The sequence below is a fragment of the Streptomyces sp. NPDC005775 genome (genome assembly GCF_042871565.1).
Lineage (GTDB): Bacteria > Actinomycetota > Actinomycetes > Streptomycetales > Streptomycetaceae > Streptomyces.
Genome location: NZ_JBIAIU010000001.1, coordinates 555,451 through 576,248 on the forward strand (window position 1 = coordinate 555,451; position 20,798 = coordinate 576,248).

Annotated in this window: 17 protein-coding genes; 8 read left to right on the top strand and 9 right to left on the bottom strand. The window is 71.8% G+C overall.

Features of this window, described 5'->3' with window-relative positions; all coding sequences use genetic code 11:
• The first annotated feature begins 143 nt into the window (after nucleotides 1-143).
• From ACFYPA_RS02500 to ACFYPA_RS02520, 5 genes are all read left to right on the top strand, one after another.
• Nucleotides 144-773: a TetR/AcrR family transcriptional regulator gene (locus tag ACFYPA_RS02500; RefSeq protein ID WP_359082055.1), complete on the top strand. Its 630-nt coding sequence runs from the start codon at nucleotides 144-146 to the stop codon at nucleotides 771-773.
• 366 nt (nucleotides 774-1,139) lie between these two features.
• Nucleotides 1,140-2,153 carry an SPFH domain-containing protein gene (locus tag ACFYPA_RS02505; RefSeq protein WP_359082056.1) on the top strand — a complete coding sequence of 338 codons (1,014 nt, stop codon included), beginning with the start codon at nucleotides 1,140-1,142 and terminating at the stop codon, nucleotides 2,151-2,153.
• Nucleotides 2,150-3,049, top strand: coding sequence for a hypothetical protein (locus tag ACFYPA_RS02510; RefSeq protein WP_359082057.1), 900 nt, complete (start codon nucleotides 2,150-2,152; stop codon nucleotides 3,047-3,049). The genes ACFYPA_RS02505 and ACFYPA_RS02510 overlap by 4 nt, the downstream gene beginning before the upstream one ends.
• Before the next feature lie 74 nt (nucleotides 3,050-3,123).
• The gene (locus ACFYPA_RS02515; RefSeq protein ID WP_359082058.1) at nucleotides 3,124-3,672 is read left to right on the top strand and encodes an NUDIX domain-containing protein; all 549 of its coding nucleotides are present in this window, start codon (nucleotides 3,124-3,126) and stop codon (nucleotides 3,670-3,672) included.
• A gap of 56 nt (nucleotides 3,673-3,728) precedes the next feature.
• Entirely contained in the window at nucleotides 3,729-4,223 is a 495-nt protein-coding gene (locus ACFYPA_RS02520; protein ID WP_359082059.1) for an FBP domain-containing protein, read from the top strand.
• 75 nt (nucleotides 4,224-4,298) lie between these two features.
• On the opposite strand, the gene ACFYPA_RS02525 is transcribed toward ACFYPA_RS02520, so the two are convergent.
• The 6 genes from ACFYPA_RS02525 to ACFYPA_RS02550 all read right to left on the bottom strand — a co-directional run bounded on the left by ACFYPA_RS02525 (nucleotide 4,299) and on the right by ACFYPA_RS02550 (nucleotide 14,273).
• Nucleotides 4,299-7,790, bottom strand: a complete 3,492-nt coding sequence (locus ACFYPA_RS02525) for a beta-galactosidase (protein WP_359311678.1) — start codon at nucleotides 7,788-7,790, stop codon at nucleotides 4,299-4,301.
• Between the two features lie 73 nt (nucleotides 7,791-7,863).
• Complete coding sequence (locus tag ACFYPA_RS02530; RefSeq protein ID WP_359311675.1) at nucleotides 7,864-10,125, bottom strand: DUF4838 domain-containing protein; 2,262 nt, start codon at nucleotides 10,123-10,125, stop codon at nucleotides 7,864-7,866.
• On the bottom strand, nucleotides 10,122-11,147 hold the full coding sequence (locus ACFYPA_RS02535; protein WP_359311673.1) for an aliphatic sulfonate ABC transporter substrate-binding protein: 1,026 nt from the start codon (nucleotides 11,145-11,147) through the stop codon (nucleotides 10,122-10,124). The genes ACFYPA_RS02530 and ACFYPA_RS02535 overlap by 4 nt, the downstream gene beginning before the upstream one ends.
• Nucleotides 11,144-11,923: an ABC transporter ATP-binding protein gene (locus tag ACFYPA_RS02540; protein WP_359311671.1), complete on the bottom strand. Its 780-nt coding sequence runs from the start codon at nucleotides 11,921-11,923 to the stop codon at nucleotides 11,144-11,146. Before ACFYPA_RS02540 ends, ACFYPA_RS02535 begins: the two co-directional genes overlap by 4 nt.
• A 2-nt stretch (nucleotides 11,924-11,925) precedes the next feature.
• Nucleotides 11,926-12,789 (bottom strand): ABC transporter permease, encoded by an 864-nt coding sequence (locus ACFYPA_RS02545; protein WP_359082064.1) that lies wholly within the window; start codon nucleotides 12,787-12,789, stop codon nucleotides 11,926-11,928.
• The gene (locus ACFYPA_RS02550) at nucleotides 12,786-14,273 is read right to left on the bottom strand and encodes a sulfatase-like hydrolase/transferase (protein WP_359311668.1); all 1,488 of its coding nucleotides are present in this window, start codon (nucleotides 14,271-14,273) and stop codon (nucleotides 12,786-12,788) included. The genes ACFYPA_RS02545 and ACFYPA_RS02550 overlap by 4 nt, the downstream gene beginning before the upstream one ends.
• 207 nt (nucleotides 14,274-14,480) lie before the next feature.
• Between ACFYPA_RS02550 and ACFYPA_RS02555 the strand changes: the two genes are divergently transcribed.
• Together ACFYPA_RS02555 and ACFYPA_RS02560 are read left to right on the top strand one after the other, a co-directional pair.
• Nucleotides 14,481-15,680, top strand: coding sequence for an ROK family protein (locus ACFYPA_RS02555; RefSeq protein WP_359082066.1), 1,200 nt, complete (start codon nucleotides 14,481-14,483; stop codon nucleotides 15,678-15,680).
• Nucleotides 15,677-16,657: a formylglycine-generating enzyme family protein gene (locus tag ACFYPA_RS02560; protein ID WP_359082067.1), complete on the top strand. Its 981-nt coding sequence runs from the start codon at nucleotides 15,677-15,679 to the stop codon at nucleotides 16,655-16,657. The genes ACFYPA_RS02555 and ACFYPA_RS02560 overlap by 4 nt, the downstream gene beginning before the upstream one ends.
• A gap of 113 nt (nucleotides 16,658-16,770) precedes the next feature.
• Here ACFYPA_RS02560 and ACFYPA_RS02565 read toward each other — a convergent pair whose 3' ends face one another.
• From ACFYPA_RS02565 to ACFYPA_RS02575, 3 genes are all read right to left on the bottom strand, one after another.
• A complete protein-coding gene (locus ACFYPA_RS02565; protein WP_359082068.1) occupies nucleotides 16,771-17,292 on the bottom strand; it encodes a hypothetical protein in 522 nt (173 codons plus the stop codon).
• A gap of 205 nt (nucleotides 17,293-17,497) precedes the next feature.
• A complete protein-coding gene (locus ACFYPA_RS02570; protein WP_359311665.1) occupies nucleotides 17,498-18,370 on the bottom strand; it encodes an ABC transporter permease in 873 nt (290 codons plus the stop codon).
• On the bottom strand, nucleotides 18,367-18,981 hold the full coding sequence (locus ACFYPA_RS02575; protein WP_359311662.1) for an ABC transporter ATP-binding protein: 615 nt from the start codon (nucleotides 18,979-18,981) through the stop codon (nucleotides 18,367-18,369). The genes ACFYPA_RS02570 and ACFYPA_RS02575 overlap by 4 nt, the downstream gene beginning before the upstream one ends.
• A gap of 395 nt (nucleotides 18,982-19,376) precedes the next feature.
• Here ACFYPA_RS02575 and ACFYPA_RS02580 point away from each other — a divergent pair, with 395 nt between their 5' ends.
• Nucleotides 19,377-20,744, top strand: coding sequence for an NAD(P)-binding domain-containing protein (locus tag ACFYPA_RS02580; RefSeq protein ID WP_359311659.1), 1,368 nt, complete (start codon nucleotides 19,377-19,379; stop codon nucleotides 20,742-20,744).
• The last annotated feature ends 54 nt before the right edge of the window (nucleotides 20,745-20,798 follow it).

Genomic DNA, 20,798 nt, shown 5'->3' on the forward strand with positions numbered 1-20,798 from the left:
ACGAAGCTGTATCGGTGGCAGGGACGGGCCCATGCCGTATCGATACGCCAGTGTACCGATACGGAGGCGTATCGGAACACCGACGTATCGGTACACTGGCGTATCGATGGACCTCGTCGCAGAGTCGCAGAGAGGGAAAGCGCATGTCGTCGCTGGAAACGGAGCCTGAGCAGGCCACCGCGTCGCGCCGCTCGAAGATCACGCCGGAGCGGGCCCAGGAGCTCTTCACGGCCGTGCTCGACACACTGAGGGAGAGCGGCTACGAGTCGCTCACCATGGAGGGGGTCGCTTCGCGGTCCCGCTGCGGCAAGTCCACCCTCTACCGGCAGTGGGGGTCAAAACCCGAACTGGTCGTCGCGGCACTGCACTCGACCCGGCGCGGGCTGCTGAACCGGATCGACACGGGTTCCCTGACCGGGGACCTCCGCGAAGCGGCGCGGGTCATCGGCGAGGGCTCCGGACGCGACACTCCCCTGATGCTGGCCCTGAGCCACGCCGCCCTGCAGAGCCCCGAGCTCCTGTGCGCGATGCGCGAGTCGCTGATCCTGCCGGAACTGGCGGCGATCGACGCCATGGTCGCGCGCGGCGTGGGGCGCGGCGAGGTGGCCGCGGACAATCCGGCGACGGAGTTCGTCTCGGCCCAGTTGCTGGGCGTGATGCGCGCCCGCCCGATGCTGGAGTGCGCCTACGCGGACGAGACGTTCCTCGTCCGTTTCGTGGAGGGCGCGGTCTTTCCCGCACTCGGCCTGGACGCGCGGGCGTCCGGGTCCTGACAGACGTGGGCCGTCGTCCCAGCGGATGACGACGGTCCGCCCGCGCCGCACCGTGGGGACGGGGGCGGCGCACAACCCGGCCGGGGGGGGGGGGGGGGGGGCGCCCCCCCCCCCCCCCCGGGCCCCCCCCCCCCCCCCCCCCACGGGCGGGGGGGGGGGCACAAGGGGGGGGGGGGGCGGGGGCCCCCCCCCCCCCGCGCCCCCCCCCCCCCCCGGCGGGGCGCCCCCCCCCCCCGGGCGGGGGGGGGCCCGGCGGCCCCCCCCCCCCCCGCCCGCGTTCCCCCGTGACCCCTGCCCCTTTTCGTCCTCTTGACGATATCAGGCGTGGCGGTTATCGTCGCCATGACGAGAACGAGGGGGTCCATCATGGCCGACATCACCCGGCGCTTCGGCTGGCGCCATCTGCGCTCCGCGCCCACCGCCCACATCCGCCACCACAAGCGCGGCCTGCTCGCCCACGACGGGGCGGGGCTGAGTTTCTGGTACCGGTCACTGAGCGCCGCGCTCTCCGAGGTGCCGGTCAACGACCGCGAGCTGGCCATGGCCTTCCACGCCCGTACGGCCGACTTCCAGGACGTCACCGTGCAGGCCACCGTCACCTACCGGATCAGCGACCCGGCCGAGGCTTCCGCGCGGCTCGACTTCTCCGTCGACCCCGACACCGGCGCCTGGCGCGGGGCCCCGCTGGAGCAGATCGCGACACTGCTCACCGAGACGGCCCAGCAGCACACCCTGGACGTCCTGGCCCGCACCCCCCTGGCCGCCGCACTGGTGGACGGCGTCGCCGCCGTACGCGAACGGGTGGCGGCCGGCCTGGCCGGCGAACCCCGGCTGCCCGCCACCGGCATCGACGTGGTGGCCGTGCGCGTCGTCGCGATCCGCCCCGAGGCCGAGGTCGAACGCGCACTGCGCACGCCCGCCCGCGAGCAGATCCAGCAGGAGGCCGACCGGGCCACGTACGAACGCCGGGCCGTGGCCGTCGAGCGCGAGCGGACGATCGCGGAGAACGAACTGGCCAGCCAGATCGAGCTCGCCCGCCGCGAGGAGCAGCTGGTCGAGCAGCGTGGCACCAACACCCGCCGCGAGGCCGAGGAGCACGCGGCGGCCGACGGTGTGCGCGCCGAGGCGGAGGCGGCCCGCAAGGTCCGCCTCGCCCGCGCCGAGGCGGAAGCGGCCCGCGAGGTCGGCGCGGCCCGTGCCGAGTCCCAGGCGGCCTGGCTGAGGGTGCACGGCGAGGTGGAGGCCGCGACCCTGCACGCGCTGGCCGCGACCCGGCTCGCCGAGAACCTGCCGCGCATCGACAGCCTCACCCTCTCCCCCGACGTCCTCACCGGTCTGCTCACCAAGCTCGGCCGGCCCGCACCGGAGACCCGGGCGTGAGCCTGGCCCCACGGGCGGTCCTCGTCCACCGCACCACCGAGTACGAGGAACTGCTGGCCCGGCACGGGACACACGGGCAGGCGGCCTTCTTCCTCTCCAGCCGCGGCCGGTCCATCGACGAGGTGGCCCGGCGGCACGAACGGACCCGGCAGGCGCTGGCCGACGTGGCGGCGGCCGTTCCGCTCCAGTGGCGCCACTCCCGGGTCGAGCGGGCGGACCTGGACCGGTTCCTGTTCGCACCCGAGGACGTGGTGGTCGTCGTGGGCCAGGACGGGCTGGTCGCCAACGCCGCCAAATACCTCTCCGGCCAGCCGGTCGTGGGCATCGACACCGATCCCGGCCGCAACCCGGGCGTTCTGGTGCGCCACCGGCCGGCCGACGCGGCGGCCCTGCTGCGGGCGGCCGTGGCGCCGGGCCGGGCGGCGGACGAGCTCACGATGGTCGAGGCGGTGGCCGACGACACCCAGCGACTGCTGGCCCTCAACGAGATCTACCTCGGTCCGCCCGGACACCAGACGGCGCGCTACCGGCTCGGCGCAGGCCCGGCGGACTCCCCCGCCGAGTCACAGGCCTCGTCCGGCGTCCTGGTCGGCACCGGGACCGGTGCCACCGGGTGGCTGCGCTCCCTGTGGCAGGAACGCCGCAGCGCGCTCGCCCTGCCCGGCCCGACCGATCCCCGCCTCCTCTGGTTCGTCCGGGAGGCATGGCCGTCACCGGCGACGGGCACCTCGCTCGTCTCGGGTGAGCTGGGCCGCGGGCAGGATCTGCGGCTGACCGTCGAGTCCGACCGGCTGGTCGTCTTCGGCGACGGCATGGAGACGGACGCGCTGGAGCTGACGTGGGGCCAGACCGTACGGCTCGGCATCTCGGCCACGGCCCTTCGGCTGGCCGGGTGACCGCCGCCGGACACCGGCCCGGCCCGTAGGCTCTGTGCCGCCCCGTACCGGTCACCGAACCCATGAGGAACACCATGGACAGCGACGCCGTTTCGCCGATCCCCGCCCGCAACGCCCGTCCGCCCCTCGCCCAGGCTGCGCTGGGTGTCGGCGTGATCGTGCGGGACGGGCAGGGCCGGATCCTGCTCGGGCGCCATCACAGCGGTACCTGGGAGCTGCCCGGCGGCAAGGTCGATCCGACGCACGAGTCGATCGCGGCGGCGGCGGTGCGTGAGCTGCGTGAGGAGACGGGGCTCGAGGCCGCCGAGCGCGAGGTGTGCGTCTTCGCGATGCTCCACGACGCGGTCCACGGCATCAACCGGGTGACGATGGCCGCTCTCGTGACCGTCGGCGACGGTGCCGCCCGGGTGACCGAACCCCATCTCATCAGCACCTGGCGATGGATCCGGCCCGAGGACCTGCCGGCGCCGCTCTTCGACCCTTCGGCGCAGATCCTCGCGGCCTGGCGTCCCGATCTCGCGATCGCGCACCCGCCCGCGCACCGGCTGGACATCGCGACCGGGAGTACCAGGACAGCCAAAGGCACTGAGAGCACCGAGAGCACTGACAGTACGCAGGCATAGCCCTACACCCATTAATCATTTGCCTAGGGGTCATAGGCAGAGTTAGCGTCATCGGCATGAAGGCCGTGACCGAGCAGGACATCCGCACATCGTTCGTCAATTGCTCCAAGGGAGAAGCCGGGCGTCTGCCGCTGCCCCGCGATCTCGGCGAGCTGCCGTGGGACGATCTCGACTTCCTGGGGTGGCGCGATCTCTCCGCCCCGGGGCGCAGCTACATCGTCACCGAGCACGAGGGCCGGCTGACCGGTATCTCGCTGCGCTTCCCCTCCCAGCAGCGCGGGTTCCTCCACCGCAGCATGTGCTCGCTCTGTCTGACCACCCACCCGGGCAGCGGGGTCTCCCTGCAGACCGCCCGCAAGGCGGGCCCGGCGGGGCGCGAGGGCAATTCGGTCGGCCTGTACATGTGCACCGACCTGGCCTGCTCGCTCTACGTACGGGGGAAGAAGGCCGTGGCTTCGGGCGCCCGCTTCAAGGAGTCGCTGACCGTGGAGGAACAGATCGACCGCACGAGGGCCAATCTCTCGGCGTACGTCGCCAAGCTCTTCGGCTGACCCGGGCGGCCGGACGGCCGTGGCCGCCCCGACGGTCCTGCTGCCGGGGCGGCCACGGGCGTGTGCACGAATCGGCTATCGCGGCGTGCGCTCGCTGTGCACCGTCGCGTAGTCCGGTGCCGCGTTCTGCCGGCCCGCGACGCCTCCCAGCACCGTGCCCTGGTTCACCAGCTCGACCGCGTCGGGCCCGACGCCGGCCTGCTCGGCGGTGACGGCCAGCGCGATGGTGTTCCCGCCCTGCGGCTTCAGGAAGCCGGAGGGAATGACGAACTCCTTCTGCGGCCCGACGTTGTTGACGTACTGGCCGGTGTTCCAGCCGTTGACGAAGATCTGGACGCGGTACTTGTCCGCCTTCGCGCTGTCGTCGCCGATCCGCAGCCCGACCGCCGTGTCCGCGCCCCTGGGCAGGTTCAGCCGGGCCGTGGTGCGGTACCACCGCACACCAGGACGGGCGCTCTTGAGCGCGCCGGTCTGTGCCCAGGAGGTGTCCGGTGCACCCGGCAGGTGCCAGCCCATGCGCTCTCCGTAGAGACCTCCGTTGTTGTAGAGGCCGCGTGCGGTGTCCGCGGGCCGCGGTCCGCCGAGGGCGCCCTGGATCCGCCAGTCGACCTTGCCCGCTCCGGCGATGCCGACGTCCGCCAGGCCCCGGCCGCCCTTGGAGCGGCCGTCGGAACTCCAGTCCTCGTACTGACCCATGTTCCGTACGAGGACCGCCAGTACGGCGGGCTTGCCCGGCTCGGTCAGTCCCTCCGGGACCTGGTAGGTGGCGGTGCCGTCGCCCTGGGCGCCGAGGTAGCGGCCGTTCAGCCAGACGAGAGCGTGTCCGGCGGTGCCGGTCTTCACCGTGACCTCGACCGTGCTGCCGGCGGTGGCCTGCGTGTAGTGGCCGCGGTACCAGGTGTCGCCCTCGTGGAATCCGTACTCGTCGGTGTCCAGTACGACACCGGAGACCGCTCCGGGGCCGTGGCGCGGGTTGGCGGCCGTGGTCCGGTCCGCCTTCGTCCAGCCCGAGTCGTCGAACGCCGTCATGCGTTCGGGATCGGACTCGGCGGTACGCCAGGTGCCGAGGGCCGGCAGGGAGACGTCCGCGGGGCCGGGCAGGTCGGCGACGAGCGCCCCCGCCGCGTCGCGGGTCGTCCGCAGAAGACGGTTGTTCCAGGTGAGGGTCTTCACACCGGTGGGCGCGAACACCCTCATCCGTCCGGCCGTCTTGGTGTCACCGGTCAGATCGAGCCTGGCGCCCGTGACACGGGCCGTGCGGGCGAGTTCCGGCCCGAGGACCAGCACCTCGCCGCTCCCCGCGTCGAGCTGCCAGGTGTCGGCGACGGCTTCCCGGTCGGCGATCACGAGCGTGAGCGCGGCACGTCCCCCGCCCGAGACGCGCACCGTCCGGGTTCCGCCGTGCTCGTAGTTGATCCGCAGGTCCTTGCGCTGCTCGTCCCAGGTGGATTCCACAGGCGCCCCGTCCAGGGCGGTGACCACCGGCTTCTGCGGGTAGCGCAGTACGGTCTCGCCGTCCGTGCCCTTCGCACCGTCGAGGACGAGCAGATCGCTTCCGGCTTGCAGCCGGGTGAGCACCTGCGAGGTGGAGTAGACGAGCCGGTGCGGCCCGAAGACGTAGTCCGCGACGAGGGTCGTGGCGTCACGGCCGTTCACGGTGATCGCGGTGTCCGGTTCCTGGGGGACGCGGGGGTAGGCGGCGTCCCCCACGGGCTCCGCGCTCGGGTTCGTGTCGATGGCGTCGACGGAGACGTACGTTCCCTGCGAGGCGGCCGTGCCCTTCTCGCCGGTGACGACGATCCTGAGCGTGTGGGAGCCCGCGCCGAGATCGTTCGCCTCGTACAGAACGCGCTGGAAGGCGGGTGACGCCGCGTAGCTGTCGACCGTCGCCTTCTTGACGCCGTCGACGTAGACGTCCGCGGTGCCGTGGTTGGAGGAGTCCGGCCCGATCCAGCGCACGGCCGGGCCGTCGAAGGTGACCTCGACGCTGTCCCCGGCCACGGAGGAGAACGTCTCGTCGTTCTCGTGGTCGCCGCCCGTCCACGCCTTCCCGGTGGCGTGCTCCCACGAGCCGGTGTACTTCAGCGCACCGGTGTCCGAGTCGTTCCAGCGGTACGCGGCGGCCCCCGGCGGAGCGGGCGGGTCGGCCAGGTCCAGGGGGAACGTCACGCGGCTGGTCGTGGTGTCGTTGGAGTCGGGATGGCGCAGCGTGATCAGCCGCGTGCCGTTGCCCGAGACGGAGGTGGCCCCCGCCTCCTCGGTGGACAGGCGCTGCTGGGCCTTGACGGGTCCGCCGCCCGTGACGGTGACCGGCGGGGCGGTGACGGCCTGGGCGGAGGCGATCGGCTCGACGGCGTTCTGCAGGTAGCCGAATTCCTTCTGGACGGCGAGCTTCGGGGTGATCGCGCGGTTCTCGGCGATCGCCGCCCCGTAGTCGTAGGAGGTGAAGCCGGAGCCGGGGTCGCCGGTCCAGCCCCAGTTGGTACCGCCGTACTCCATGTAGGAGTTGAACAGGGTCGCACCGTTGGCGAGGTTGTTCACGGCGAACTGGCGGGTGAACGCGGTGTCCGTGAACTCCGCGCACTCGCCTGTCTGGAAGTCGCGGCCCCAGGCGGTGAACGCACCGCCCTGGCCCTCGGCGATGAAGACGGGCGTGTTCGGCGAGTAGCCGCGGACCCGTGCCTCGTAGTCGCTCAACTGCCCCCGGCCGCCGGCGCAGTCGAAGCCGAGCGGGTAGGTGTCGAAGGCGTAGAGGTCGAGCCGGGAGCCGCCCGGCCCGCCGGGCACGTTCCAGCCGTGGCCGTTACCGTAGTCGTTGTGGAACAGCGGTACGGTGATGCCCTGTTCGACGACTGCGCTCTGCAACTTCTCGATGTAGTCGATGTGCTCGGCCGAGTGGTCGATCTGTTCGTTCTCGACCTGGTAGGCGAGGACGCTGCCGCCGCCGTCGGTGATCTGGTGCTTGCCGATGATGCCGTTGACGGCCTTCAGCCACTCCAGGTCGGCTGCCAGGTTCTGCGGGTCGGCGGTGCGCTGCTCACCCCCGTGCGTGCTCATGTACGGCGGCAGTCCGCCCATGCTCACCTCGGCGTTGATGTACGGGCCGGGGCGGGCGATGACGTAGAGGCCCTCCTCCTCCGCCATGGTGAGGAGCCGGTCGATGTCGCGGACGCCGCTGAAGTCGTACGAGCCCGGCTCGCTGGAGTGGAAGCCCCAGAAGAAGTACAGCGACACGGTGTTGAAGCCCGAGGCCTTGAGCTTCTGCAGGACGTCGCGCCACTGGTCGGGGCTCGGCAGCCGCCAGTAGTGGAACTCGCCGGACCACACGACCAGCCGCTCGCCGTCGATCTTGAGGGACTTCTCGTCCCGGGTGACGGTGTGGGGGCGGCCGTCGTTGCCTGCGAACCGGTGGGTGGTGGCTGTGGCGGCGGGGGCTCCCGCCGCCGGCCCCGCGGTGTGCGCGGAGACCGGCAGCGGCGAGGCGAGGGACAGCACGAGGCCTGCGGCCAGGCCGCCGACGACGGAGCGCCGTCGTAAGGCGCGTGGCCGGTGGGGGTGATGCGTCATGAACGCCCTTTCGCTGGTGTGCTCATGGTGCGGTCCCGTGGGCCACGGAACCGGTCGTGGTGAGCCGGGCGGGTCAGCCGATGTCGACCCTCACGTCGGAGGGGACCAGCCGCGTCCCGTCGGCCAGCCGGAAGTCCAGCGTGATCCGGCCCGTGCCGGGTACCGCGTCCGCGGTGGCGCGCACGGCCACCCGCTGGCTCCCGCCCCGGGTTCCGCGCACCCTCAGCGTGCCGCCGGCCGGCTCCACGAGGACGCCGTCGGGCGCGGTGGCCGACCAGTGGACGGTGTGGCCGGTGAAGTCGACGTCCTGGGCCTCCACATCGAGGGGCACGGGGTCACCGGCCGGGTCGAGCGCCAGGAAGCCCGGGTTGCCGAAGCCCGCCGCCGGGCTCGCGTAGGTGTCGACGACACCCTGGCGGATCTGTGCGTCGTCGTACGGTGCCTGGCCCTGCGGGCCGTTCCACCGCCACCAGGCCTGCATGTTGGGCAGGCAGATGCCGGTGAACCGGTTGCGGTGCACGAGCGTCCGGTACTCCTGGCGTGCGGTGTCGAGTTCGGCGCTGCCCGCCGGCGCCAGACCGATCCTCATGTCGGCCAGGGCGATGTCGATGTTGCGGGTCAGCCGGTCGAGCAGGGTGCGGGGCGCCGCGTCCGTCACCTGCCCGGTGGCCTCCCGGAGAGCGGCGCGGGCCTGCGTGTAGTTCGTGGTGAGGGCTGCGGGAGTGTGGGTGTCCGGGTCGAGGCGCGTGAGGTCGTAGTAGCGCTCCATCGCGGCTGCCGCCCCGGCGCCGAAACGCGCCTGGAGGTACCCGTCGAGGAAGGCGCCGCCGTCCAGGGTGCTGTCCCAGGCCAGCGCGGCGAACAGGTTCTGGACGTGTTCGTACGTGATCCAGTCGCCCGGCTCGCTGTACATCCCGTAGCCGTTGATCCCGAGCCCCGACTCGAAGCCGACGTCACGCGCGATGGTGGTGAGCGGGTGCACCGGCAGGCTGCGCCAGCGGTAGCGCCGGTAGTACTCGTACATCGCGAGCGGGCCCCGGTGCGTGGTGCGCCAGGCCCGCAGCGCGTTCGCGAAGGAGACGTTGGCCCCGATCGCGGGGTCGCCCAGGTGGCCGTCGTAGTTCCGGGAGTAAGGGGCGAAGTCCACGATGACCTCGGGGTCGCTCGCGTACTCCGGGTCCGGCGGCCGGACGGTGGAGGCGTACGCGATCCGTTCGACCCGGACCCCGGGCAGTTCCTCGCGCAGCACCCGGACCAGTTCGTTGACGACCACCGATTCCGCGTTGGCGGGGCTGCCGTAGCGGTCGAGGATCGGCTTCTGGAAGGCGCCGACGTCCGGCGGCCAGCAGTCGAAGACCGTGATCTCCGGTCGCTCCCGGAGGAAGGCGAGGACCTTGGCCACGTACGTGTTCAGGGCCTCGGGGTTGTAGATGTCGAAGAGCGGGCCGCCGGACGCGTAGAACTGCGGGTAGTCGGCCTTCGGCAGGAAGCTGTCGTAGCCGTGGCCCCCGGTCTCGATGCGCAGGGAGCGCTTGCCGGCCTCGCGGGCCAGCACCTCCCGCACACTGTCGTACGTGGTGACGCCGAGGCCCAGGTAGTCGGTCGGGTGGACGAAGGTGTTGAGGCGGTTCTTCGCCATCCAGTCGAGCAGCGGCGGCAGACTCGCGGCGGTGTGGCTGAAGCCCTCCTCGGCGTACTGCCGCCGCAGCTGCGAGCCCGGCCGGTCGGTGAGGCGTACGGCGGTCAGGGCGAGGGTGCGGCTCTTCGGTACGTACTCGTGGTGGCCCTCGTACGCGGGGAACGCCGGGGCGAAGAAGCGAACGCCGGCCCGTTCCAGGAGTGCGTAGACGGCGTAGAGCGGCGCCCGGTCGCCCTGGCCCGTCAGCAGGAGGGAGGTGCCGTCGCCGAGCAGGGTGAAGGAGTCCTCCGGGGCGCCGGAGAGTTCCCGGCCGGCGTCCGCGAGCCGGGCCTCGGGTATCCCGTCCCGTGCGCCGGTTCCGGCGCGCAGGGCGACCAGGCCGGTGACGCCCTCGGGCAGGGCGGCGCCGGGGTGGGGGACGGCGCGCAGCGGGAGGCGGGCGCCGGTGATCCTGTGGAGGTAGTCGCGCAGTTCGGTCGCGGCGAACTCGGCGCTGCCACCGCCCCACCAGAGCACGGAGGCTTTGGGCCGCCCGCCGGAGGCGACGCGGAGCCGGGCGCCTTCCGCCGCGGCGTCGGTGGCGGTGATTCCCGGCAGGAGGGCCGCGCCGGCCAGGCCGGCGGCTCCCACCAGGAATCCGCGCCGTCTCACGGCACTCGGTGCGGTGGTGGGGTCTTCGTGCGATGCGTCGTTCATGAGCGGTCCGCCTTTCCGGCTGCGGTGTACAGGTCACCGAGGTAGTAGTCCGAGGCCTTGCCCGCCTTGGGCAGCTTCCCCATCCGGTTGAAGACGCCGGACAGTTCGTCGAACCAGCCGTCGACCGTGCCGTTCTGGGTGAGCTTCGTGAGCTCGGCCGAGGGCAGGATCTTCACGTACTTGGTGGAGCCCTTGAGCTGACCGGCCGGCAGCTTCAGGAAGTCGGCTGCCACGGTCTCCGACTCCTCGGGGTGCGCCGCGATCCAGTCACCGGCCTCCTTGAGCACGCCGGTCACCTTCTTGACGAGCTCCGGGTTGCCGGAGGCCAGCTTCGGCTGGGTGACGAAGACGTTGGGGAAGGTCATCTTGGGGTAGTAGTCCTGCGTCTCGCTGATCTCCCTGAGATCGGGCACCTTCTTCTTCATCGTGTCGATGAGCGGGTACCAGGTGGCCGCCGCGTCGACCTGCCCCGAGGAGAACGCCGTGACGACGGTCGAGGCGTCCATGGCGACCTTCGTGACGTCGTCCGGCTTCAGACCGGCCTCGTTCAGCGCGAGGTCGAGGATCATGTCGCCGGAGGTGCCTTCGGCGACGGCCACCTTCTTGCCCTTGAGGTCGGCGGGCTTCTCGATGCCGGATCCGGGCCGGGCGATGACCCGGTCGGCGAGGCCCAGCATGTTGACGGAGACGATGGAGGCGCGGCCGGAGGCCGGCAGCCACAGTGCGCCGGGGCCGAGGTAGCCGAAGTCCAGACTGCCGGTTCCCAGGGCGGTGACCTGGAGCGGCCCGTTGGTGAAGACCCGCAGGTCGGGGGTGACGCCCGCCTTCTTCCACAGCCCCTGCTTCTGGGCGACGGCCAGCGCGACGGAGCCGCTGTAGTCGGCGATGTATCCGAACTTCACCTTCCGCGCTCCGCCGGCGCCGTCCGAGGAGTCGTCCCCGCAGGCGGTGGCGGTGGAGAGGAGCGCCAGGGCCATGAGCAGGCCGGCGGTTCGGCGGCGGACGGCGGGGATCGACTTCATGACACCATTCCTTCGAGGGTGGGCTGATGGTGGACGGCGTGCCACACCTGGGCGCGCAGCTCGGCGAACCCGGGCGACAGCCGCTGTTCCTCGGTACGCGGATAGGGCAGCGTGACCGGGATGACGGTGTGGACGCGGCCGGGGCGGGCCGCCATGACGACGACGCGGTTGGCGAGGAAGACCGCCTCGTCGACGTCGTGGGTGATGAACATGACGGTGCGCCGGTCGCGGCCCCAGGTGTCGAGGAGCGACTCCTGCATCCGTACGCGGGTGAGGGAGTCGAGCGCCCCGAAGGGTTCGTCCATGAGGAGGACCTTGGGGTCGACGGCGTAGGCGCGGGCGATGGCGCAGCGCTGTTTCATGCCGCCTGACAGGGTCTTGGGCAGGGCGTCGGCGAAGTCGGTGAGGCCGACGAGTTCGATGACCTCGCGGGCCCGGCGCCGGCGCTCCGCCTTCTTGACGCCCGCGACCCTGAGGCCGTACTCGACGTTGGCGGCGACGGTCATCCAGGGGAAGAGCGCGTACTGCTGGAAGATGACGCCTCGTTCGGGGGCGGGGCCGTGGACGGGGACGCCGTCCACGGTGACTTCGCCGCCGGTCGCGTCGAGGAGTCCGGCGGCGATGTTCATCAGGGTGCTCTTGCCGCAGCCGGAGGGGCCGACGACGGTGACGAACTCGCCGTCCTCGATGGTGAGGTTCACCCGGTCCAGGGCCAGGAAGTCGCCGTCCTTGACCGCGAAGTCGCGTGTCACGTCGTGGAATTGGATCGTGGGCATCGTTACCGCCGTTCCTGCCAGTGGGTGAGCCTGCGTTCGGCGACGAGCAGCAGCCGGTCCATGGCGAGTCCGATCGCGCCGATCGCGATGAGCTGGACGAAGATGGTCGGCAGGTCGTAGTAGAGCTGTGCCTGCTGCATGCGGAAGCCGAGTCCGCCCTGTGCCGCGATGAGTTCGGCGGCGACGACGGTCGCCCAGGAGGCGCCGAGCCCGATCCGCATGCCGACCAGGATGAACGGGGTGGAGGCCGGGACGACGACGCCGAGGAAGACCTGCGGATCGCGGGCGCCGAGCACCCGGGCGGCGTTGACCAGGGTGACGTCGACGGAGACGACGCCCTGGAAGGTGGAGACGACACTGGACAGGAACGACGCGAGGAAGATCACGAAGATCTTCGGGGTCTCGTCGATGCCCATGAGGACGATGGCGAGCGGGATGATCGCGAGCGGCGGCACCATGCGGAAGAACTGCAGCCACGGTTCGATCAGCCGGCGGACGACGGGGTACCAGCCCATGAGGAAGCCGACGGGGATCGCCAGGACGACACCGAGGACGTAGCCGATGAGGACGCGCTTCAGGCTGGCGCCCGCGTCCTCGAAGAGCGTGCCGTCGGCGATGAGTTCACCCGCTCTGCGGGCCACGGAGACGGGGCCGGGGAAGCCCTCGATGCCGCTGTTGGCGAGGACGACCCAGACGAGCAGGCCCAGCGCGGCGGAGGCGAGGGCGAGCAGGGTGGTGGCGAGCCGGCCGGTTCCGCGCTTCTTCGTCCTGGTCCCACGCGTGCTCTTCGAGGGCGACGGTTTCGTGCTCCGCGGGTCCGGCGGGCTCGTCCGTCGTTCCTCGGGAGCTCGGGTCGGTGCCTTCATGCCACTTCCTCCGCGACGCCGTCGACGTCCGCGGCGCGGTCGCCGCCGATGTCGGCCATGTAGCTCATCCAGGTGTAGGCCGGGTCGCCGCGGCGCAGCAGCTCGCGGTAGAGCCGGACGGTGAGGTCGCGCCTGACTTCCGCGTAGGCGGGCGCGTCGTACACGTTGTGCAGTTCGTGCGGGTCGGTCTCCAGGTCGTACAGCTCGTGCACGCTCTCCGGGTTGTGCACGAGCTTGTGGCGCCGGTCGCGGAGCATGCGCTGGGAGTACGGGAAGTGGTGGCCGTGGAACTCGGCGACGATCTCGTCGCGGGTGTCGCCGGAGTCCGCCCCGTGCAGCAGGGGCAGCAGGCTGGTGCCGTCGCACAGGCCGGGCACGGGGGCGCCGGCCAGTTCGAGGATGGTCGGGTTGAGGTCGATGAGGGAGGCGAAGTCGTCGCTGACCTGGGCCGGGGCGCCGGGGACGCGGGCGATACCGGGGATGTTGTAGATGTCCTCGTACATCGCCGGGCCCTTGTCGTTCAGCCGGTGGGCGCCGGTGAACTCGCCGTGGTCGGCGGTGAAGAAGACCGCCGTGTCGTCCCACAGGCCGTGTCCCTTGAGCGCCTCGATGAGCCGGCCGGCCTGGTGGTCGATCATCGTGACGTAGCCCCAGTAGACGGCGATGAGCTTGCGCCAGGCGGCCGCGTCGAAGTCGTCCGAGGACCAGTAGGCGCTGTACTGGCGCTGCACCTCCGGCTTTCCGGCGAAGGTCTCCGCCATCGAGGCGGGCAGGGGTACGTCGTCGGGGTCGTACAGGTCGTAGTAGCTGTCGGGGATCAGGTAGGGCAGGTGCGGTCCGTACCAGTGGCAGGACAGCATGAACGGTGTGCCGTTCGCCTTCCAGTCGGCCGCGTAACGGTCGAGCAGGCCGATCGTGCGGTCGGTGAGGAAGGCCTCGATGGTGGCTTCGGCGGGCTGCTGGAGCCGGCCCGCGATGAGGTGGCCGCGGCCGGTGCCGTTGGCCGCGGTCCCGAAGACGGCTTCGCGTACGGAGAAGGGCGGGAAGCCGCTGTCCTCCAGCCACTTCTCGTACGAGGGATGGTGCACGGGGTTGAGCGCCCCGGGCAGGTGCTCGCCGTCCAGGCCGTAGAACTCGGGGCCGCGCTCGCGGCCGATGTGCCACTTGCCGACGTGGCCCACCGAGTAGCCCTGGTCCTTCAACTGGCCCCAGAGCATGGGGTCCTCGTCGGAGAGCTCGTCCTTGCTCCCACCGTTGCGCTCGGGGTTGTTCAGCATGCCGTGGCGGAACGGGTGCAGACCGGTGGCCAGTGAGGCGCGTGCCGGGGTGCAGATCGCCGTCGGGGTGTAGAAGCGGTCGAAGCGGGTTCCCTCGGCCGCGAGGGCGTCCAGGGCGGGGGTGTCGACGAGTGGGTTGCCGTAACAGCCCAGGGTGTCCACCCGGTGCTGGTCGGTCATCAGGAACAGGATGTTGCGCGGAGCCACTCGGGCCGCCCTTTCGGTGGTCGCTCACGGTGCTGCCGGGGAGCCGGACCGGCACGCGGTCCGGTGGTGCCAGAACGCGTGCCGGTGCGGGCAATTGACCGGAACTGTAGGGACGCCGACTTTTTTACGTCAACCCTTGGGAATAAACATTGTGTGAATTCGTCCGAGCCGTTGACAGAAACCCCCCGGCCGACCGACCATGCCTCAATGACGGAACGCACCGATGCCCTCCAGCGCCTGCGCAGGGCGAACGAAGCCGCCGTACTCGGTGAACTGCGCAGGTCGGGCGCGCTGAGCCGCGGCGAGCTGAAGGCGCGGGTCGGTCTCTCCCGCACCACCCTGTTCGCGATCGTGTCCGATCTGCTGGAACGCAAGGCCGTCATCGAACAGCAGGCCCCCGACCCGGAGCAGCCACGCGGCCGCGGCAGGCCGGCCCTGGAGATCTCGCTCAACTCCCGCGGCGCCGAGCTGATCGGCATCGATCTCCAGCGCCACCACATCCATGTGGTCGTGGCCAACTGTGCCCATGAGATCGTCGGCCGCCACAGCGCCCCCGTCCCGGCGGACAGCGGCGCGGCCGAGCGCGCCTCGCAGGCGATCCGCGCCATCGAGGACCTGGTGCGGCGCGAGAACATCAGCCTCGCCCCCGTCGCGGGCATCGGCCTGGGCCTGCCCGGTTTCGTGCAGAACCCGGCCTCCGGCGACCCGCACACCATGACGCCGTTCGCCGGCCATGTCGCCGAGGAGCTGCGCCGGCACTTCGACGCTCCCGTGCTCACCGACAACAACTCCCGGCTCGCGGCTCTCGCCGAGGTGACCTGGGGAGCGGCGCGCGGAATCGAGAACGCCGTCTATCTGCGCTGGTCGGAAGGGGTCGGCGGCGGACTCGTCGTCAACGGCGCGCTGGTGCACGGCGCCCATGGCACGGCCGGGGAGATCGGCCACACCAGCTGCGACCCCGAGGGGAAGCCCTGCCACTGCGGTGGCCGGGGCTGCCTGGAGGGGCTCATCTCCGTCCCCGCCCTCCTCGCCGCCTGCGCCGACCGCGGAGTGACGCCGGCCGACGCGGCGGAACTGATCGCACTCGCCGCCGGGGGCCGGCCGGAGGCGGCCGAGGTGATCCGGACCGCGGCCGTCGTCGCGGGCCGGGTGCTCGCGGCCCTCGCCGCCCAGGTCGATCCCGAGTGCATCGTCGTCTACGGGGAGCCGGCGTCCCTCGACGCCCTGGTCCTCACGCCGATCCGCGAACAGCTCGCCGCGCTCTCCCTGCCGTCGGCCCCCCGCACCATCGAGGTACGCGGCTCGACCCTCGGGGGCGACGCGGCGGCGCTCGGCGGGGTGGCCCTGCTCCTGCGGACCACCGGTCAGGACCTCGCGGAGCTTCTGGACCCGGGGGCGTCGCAGTGAACGCCTGCTGCGGGCCCGCCCGCGAGAACGCCGCACCGGCCACGCCCACCCTCGCCCCTCCCCCGGCGGACTTCGCGGTCCCCGGGCGCCGCCCCGCCGAGCTGCTGCGCGGCATGGTGGCGGTGCCCGCCGGTCCGTTCCTGATGGGCGGCGAGGACGAGGACGCGTTCCCGGCCGACGGCGAGGGGCCGGTACGGGAGGTGACGCTGGCCGCGTTCCACATCGACGCGGCCGCCGTCACCAACGCCCGCTTCGCCGTCTTCGTCAAGGCCACCGGATACCGCACCGAGGCGGAACTCATCGGCTGGTCCTATGTGTTCGGCTCCTTCGTCCCGCGGGAGTCCCGGCACGCCGTACTGCCGGGCACCGTGCCCGGCGCCCCGTGGTGGCGCGCGGTGGCCGGAGCGCACTGGCGCGCCCCCGAGGGGCCGGGCACCTCGGTCGGCGACCGCCGCGACCATCCCGTGGTCCACATGTCGTGGAACGACGCGACGGCCTACGCCCGGTGGGCCGGCAAGCGGCTGCCGACCGAGGCCGAGTGGGAGAAGGCGGCCCGCGGCGGCCTCGTACGGGCCCGCTTCCCCTGGGGCGACGAGCTGACCCCGAACGGCAGGCACCGCTGCAACATCTGGCAGGGCGACTTCCCCGTGCGCAACACGCGCGAGGACGGCTTCGTGGGCACCGCGCCCGCCAAAGCGTACGCCCCGAACGGTTTCGGCCTGTACAACGCCTCCGGCAACGTGTGGGAGTGGTGCGCCGACCGGTTCAGCGCCGACTGGCACGCCGGGGCCCGGCCGGAGACCCGTTCGGACCCGGCCGGGCCAGCACTCGGCGAGAACCGGGTGCTGCGCGGCGGCTCGTACCTCTGCCACCGCTCGTACTGCAACCGCTACCGGGTCGCCGCGCGGACCTCCAACACGCCCGACAGCACGACCGGGCACGGCGGCTTCCGCTGCGCGCTCACCGTCACGCCCTAGTCGTTCGAGGCCCACCGAGGACGGCGCCCGCCCGACGCCTCAGGGCCCGCCCGGTTTCCTCAGATCGCCGGCGCGGCTGGAACCCGGCTCCTATGCCCGGCCGCCCGCTCCGGCTACCAGCCGGCCTTGGCCGCGGTGTAGGCCGTACGGCAGTCGGCGTTGGTGGCGTCCGCGGCCAGCTTCTCCATGGAGTTCACCCAGACCTTCTTGGCCAGCTTCTCCAGCTCTCGCGTCGCGGCGGGCACGTTCGGGGCGTACTTCTTGATCGTCGCCAGGGAGGACTTGGCGAACTTGTTGCACACGGGGCCGGCCGCGTTCCGGTAGCGGGTGTCCAGGTCCGTGGCGACCGCCTGCCCGTTCTGGGTCGCCCAGGTGTTCCAGGCCGCGCACGCCGTCTCGGTGAAAGCCGCCTGGTCGGCCTCGCTCAGTCCCAGGACCTCGCCCAGCATGGTGTTCTTGGCCTTGTCGGGGACCGTGAAGTCGACCACGGGGAACTTGTCGAGGGTTTCGAGCAGCGCCTCCTGACACGCGGGGGGCAGGGGAGCCGCCTGCGCGGTTGAGGGGACGGCCAGGGCGGAGGCGGACAGGAGAACCGCGGTGAGGACGGTCCGCTGGACGGCACGCGAAAGAGTCATGAGGGGGGTGCTCCTTGCACGGGAAACAGGTAGGTCCGGGCACCGCGTCAGCGCCCGACGGCTGCAGAACGATCACCCGGCCACCCAGGTCACGCCCGCCGCCGGCGGGCCGGCCGGTGAGCCGCCCGACAGGCGGGGTGCCCCCAGGCCCGTCGGCCGTCCCACGACGGGCGAAGGCCCTGCGGCTCGGCCGCCGGTTCGGCGATCACTCGCGTCGTGCGCGCTGTGCGGCCGAGCCGTGCTCCGCCGGGAGGGGCGCCCGGACGGCCTCGTCCGGCCCGGGCCCTGAGGGAGCCGGAACGCTTGGCTTGCGTTCCGGCGGAAGCGCGTTGCGGGTGCGCCTGCGGAAGACCAGGAACCCGGCGAACGCGGCTCCGACGAGCCAGAGGAGCTGAATCGCGAGGCCCTCCCCCACCGACGCTTCGGAGAAGGCCGCGGACATGCTGGCCTGCACGGCTCCGTACGTCGGCAGGAACCGCACGACGGGACTGTCCGATCCGGAGCTGGAGAGGGGGTTCTGCAGGGCGACGTCGAGGATGCTGATCATCAGGATGGCGAACATGCCCTCCACCTCACGGCGGAGTACCGATCCGAAGACCACTCCGAGCGATCCGTAGGTCAGCGCGGCACAGAACAGCGCGACGGCGAGCATGAAGGGCTGCCGAGGGGACCAGGCGAAGCCGGCGGCGGCCGTGGCGTACGCGGCGACGGCGGCGCAGACCAGCGTGAGTGCGGAAAGTTTGGCGAGGACGAGGTGATGGCGCGGGTATCCCGCCATCGCCAGGCGGCGGTCGAAGGCGCCGCCGGTGAAGGTGGCGGCGAACATCATGAACCCGGCGATCAGGGTGACCGCGTTCAGCGCACCGGTGATCTGGGTGAGGTGGTTTCCGGGCGGGGACAGGACCTCGCCCGTGGCACGCAGCCGGAACGGCGCGGGCCGACCGGGGATGGCCACATAGGCGAGGCCGATCCAGACGGGGATGTACACGACCACCAACAGCATCGCGAACCGGTTCCGCGCGTGCCCGACCAACGCGTACCGGGACGCCGTGGTGAACAGGGACCAGTGACGCCTCACGCCGTCGCCCCCGCCCGCGGCTGCTGACGGTGGAGACTCCCGTCCTCCAGGCGCCACAACGTGTCCAGCCGGTCGATGTCGTAGGCCAGGTGCGAGACGACCAGTACCGAGCGTCCGGCGTCGCGCAGGTTCGTGGCCAGCTCCCAGAAACGCAGATACGTCTCCCAGTCGAAGCCCTGGTAGGGCTCGTCCAGCAGCAGCACGTCCGGATCGTGCATGAGTGCCAGGGTCAGGTTCAGCTTCTGCCGAGAGCCCCCGCTGAGCAGCCCCGCCCGCTGGTCGAGGTACTCGGTGAAGGCCAGGGCCTCCATCACCTCGTCGGCCCGCCGCAGGTCCGCGAGCCCGAACGCGTTCTTGAAGAAGTCGAGGTGCTGGCGGACGGTGAAGGAGTCGTCCAGAACGACGGACTGCGGGCAGTAGCCGAACCTGCCGCGGTGCCACACCGTCCCCCGGTCCGGGCGGAGTTCACCGGCGAGGACCTTCAGCAGGGTCGTCTTGCCCGCCCCGTTCTCGCCGACGATCCCGGCGAGGGTGCCGGGCCGCAACTGCAGGTCGACGCCCCGGAGAACGGCGTTCCGCCGGTAGGAGTGGTGCACATCTCTGACGTCCATCGCGCTGCTCCGTCGTGCCAGGTCCTGCCGAAGGTCGCGGCCCCGGTCCGCGTCGTCCGGTCGGTGGGGTCTTCCGGTTGGCCGAACTCGGCGGCGTCACCGGCCCGCTCGTGCCCAACGAGCTGGCCACAGTGCGGAAACGGCGCCGGATGCGCGCCCGTCCCTGGCGTCAACCCGGCGCACGGCGTGTCACGCCTGCGACGGGTTTGCCGCCGGGAATCGGCCGCGGAGCAGCCGGGAGTGGCTAGCGTGACGGCGCCGGGAACCGGCCTGTCCGTTCACGGTCCGCCGCCCGCGCTCCCATGGCCCCGCGCCGCCCATGCCCCCATGGACGCGCGTCCCGGCGACATCACGTACCTCCGAGGGAAGGTCAGCCGGCTATGGGGAGAACGTGCGTGATCGGAGCCGGTCCGTCCGGCCTGGCCGCGAGCAAGGTCCTGGCCTCGCGGGGAATTGACTTCGACTGCTTCGAGGCCGGTTCCGGAATCGGTGGGCTCTGGCGGTACGGCAACGACAACGGCATGTCGGGGGTGTACGCGTCGCTGCACGCGAACATCTCCAAGGAGAGCATGTCCTTCTCCTCCCTGGCCATGCCGGAGACGTACCCGGTCTTCCCCCACCACAGCAAGGTCCTCGCCTACCTGGAGGACTACGCCACGTCGTTCGGCCTGCGCCGTCACATCGAGTTCAGCGCGGAGGTCACCTCGGCGCGGCCCTTGGAGGACGGCGGCTGGGAGGTCGCCCACCGACGCCGCGGGGACGCGAACGCACAGGTGGAGACGCGGCGCTACACGGAGGTGGTGGTGGCCAACGGGCACCACTGGGATCCCCGTCTTCCGGAGCCTGCCGTCCCCGGATCTGATGACTTCGAGGGGCCGGCCGTCCACTCGCACGACTACCGCTCCCCCGAGCCGTACGCCGGCCGGCGGGTGCTGGTGATCGGCATGGGCAACTCCGCGTGCGAGATCGCGGCGGAGATCTCCCGTACGGCGGCGAGGACGTTCCTCTCCGCACGCGACGCGACGCACGTCTTCCCCAAGATGCTGCTCGGCCGGCCGGCGGACCACCTGCCGCGGAGCCCGCTGTCCCGTCTCCCGCGCTTGCTCGCGGGCCCGGCGATGGCGCTCCTCCTGCGGTTAACCCGTGGTGCCCCGGCTCAGTACGGGCTCCCCGAGCCGGTCCGCGGCCCCCTCACCACCCACCCCTCCACCTCGGACGAACTCCTCGTCCAGCTGGCCCGGGGCGCGGTCACCCCGAAGCCCGGCGTCAGCTCCTTCGGCCGGGACACGGCGACCTTCACGGACGGCAGCCGCGAACCCGTGGACGCTCTGGTGTACGCCACCGGTTACTCCCTCTCCTTCCCCTTCCTGGAACCCTGCGTCTTCGCGGCCCCGGCCGGCCGCACGGACCTCTATCTGCGCACGGTTCCGCCCCGGCTACCCGGCCTCTACTTCATGGGTCTCGCCCAACCCGCCGGTGAGGCCTTCCCGTTGCTCGAACCCCAGGCGGAGTGGATCGCCGACCTGATCGAGGGTGCGGTCGCGCTGCCGTCACCGGCGGACATGACGAAGGCGATCGCCCGTGAGTGGCACCGGCATGACAAGACCTACGCCTCCACCTACCGTCACGGCATCGAGATCGACGTCCGGTCCTACCGAAAGGCTCTCCGTCGGGAACTGCGGGCGGGGAGGCGTCGAGCACGCGGAGCGCTGCCGCGTCTGCCCGGTGTGAGCGGTCGTGCCCGGGCGGCCGACGCCGTGTGACCCGTTCCGTCCGGGCTTTCACGGGGTGGCGGCCGGCGCGGACGGCGCGACGGA

Bases quoted from the DNA above. Each gene is read 5' to 3' on its own strand.
- ACFYPA_RS02525 (WP_359311678.1), bottom strand. From the start codon at position 7,790: ATGACGCATCACCCCCACCGGCCACGCGCCTTACGACGGCGCTCCGTC.
- ACFYPA_RS02505 (WP_359082056.1), top strand. From the start codon at position 1,140: ATGGCCGACATCACCCGGCGCTTCGGCTGGCGCCATCTGCGCTCCGCG.
- ACFYPA_RS02500 (WP_359082055.1), top strand. From the start codon at position 144: ATGTCGTCGCTGGAAACGGAGCCTGAGCAGGCCACCGCGTCGCGCCGC.
- ACFYPA_RS02520 (WP_359082059.1), top strand. From the start codon at position 3,729: ATGAAGGCCGTGACCGAGCAGGACATCCGCACATCGTTCGTCAATTGC.
- ACFYPA_RS02555 (WP_359082066.1), top strand. From the start codon at position 14,481: ATGACGGAACGCACCGATGCCCTCCAGCGCCTGCGCAGGGCGAACGAA.
- ACFYPA_RS02530 (WP_359311675.1), bottom strand. From the start codon at position 10,125: ATGAACGACGCATCGCACGAAGACCCCACCACCGCACCGAGTGCCGTG.
- ACFYPA_RS02575 (WP_359311662.1), bottom strand. From the start codon at position 18,981: ATGGACGTCAGAGATGTGCACCACTCCTACCGGCGGAACGCCGTTCTC.
- ACFYPA_RS02540 (WP_359311671.1), bottom strand. From the start codon at position 11,923: ATGCCCACGATCCAATTCCACGACGTGACACGCGACTTCGCGGTCAAG.
- ACFYPA_RS02535 (WP_359311673.1), bottom strand. From the start codon at position 11,147: ATGAAGTCGATCCCCGCCGTCCGCCGCCGAACCGCCGGCCTGCTCATG.
- ACFYPA_RS02545 (WP_359082064.1), bottom strand. From the start codon at position 12,789: ATGAAGGCACCGACCCGAGCTCCCGAGGAACGACGGACGAGCCCGCCG.
- ACFYPA_RS02515 (WP_359082058.1), top strand. From the start codon at position 3,124: ATGGACAGCGACGCCGTTTCGCCGATCCCCGCCCGCAACGCCCGTCCG.
- ACFYPA_RS02565 (WP_359082068.1), bottom strand. From the start codon at position 17,292: ATGACTCTTTCGCGTGCCGTCCAGCGGACCGTCCTCACCGCGGTTCTC.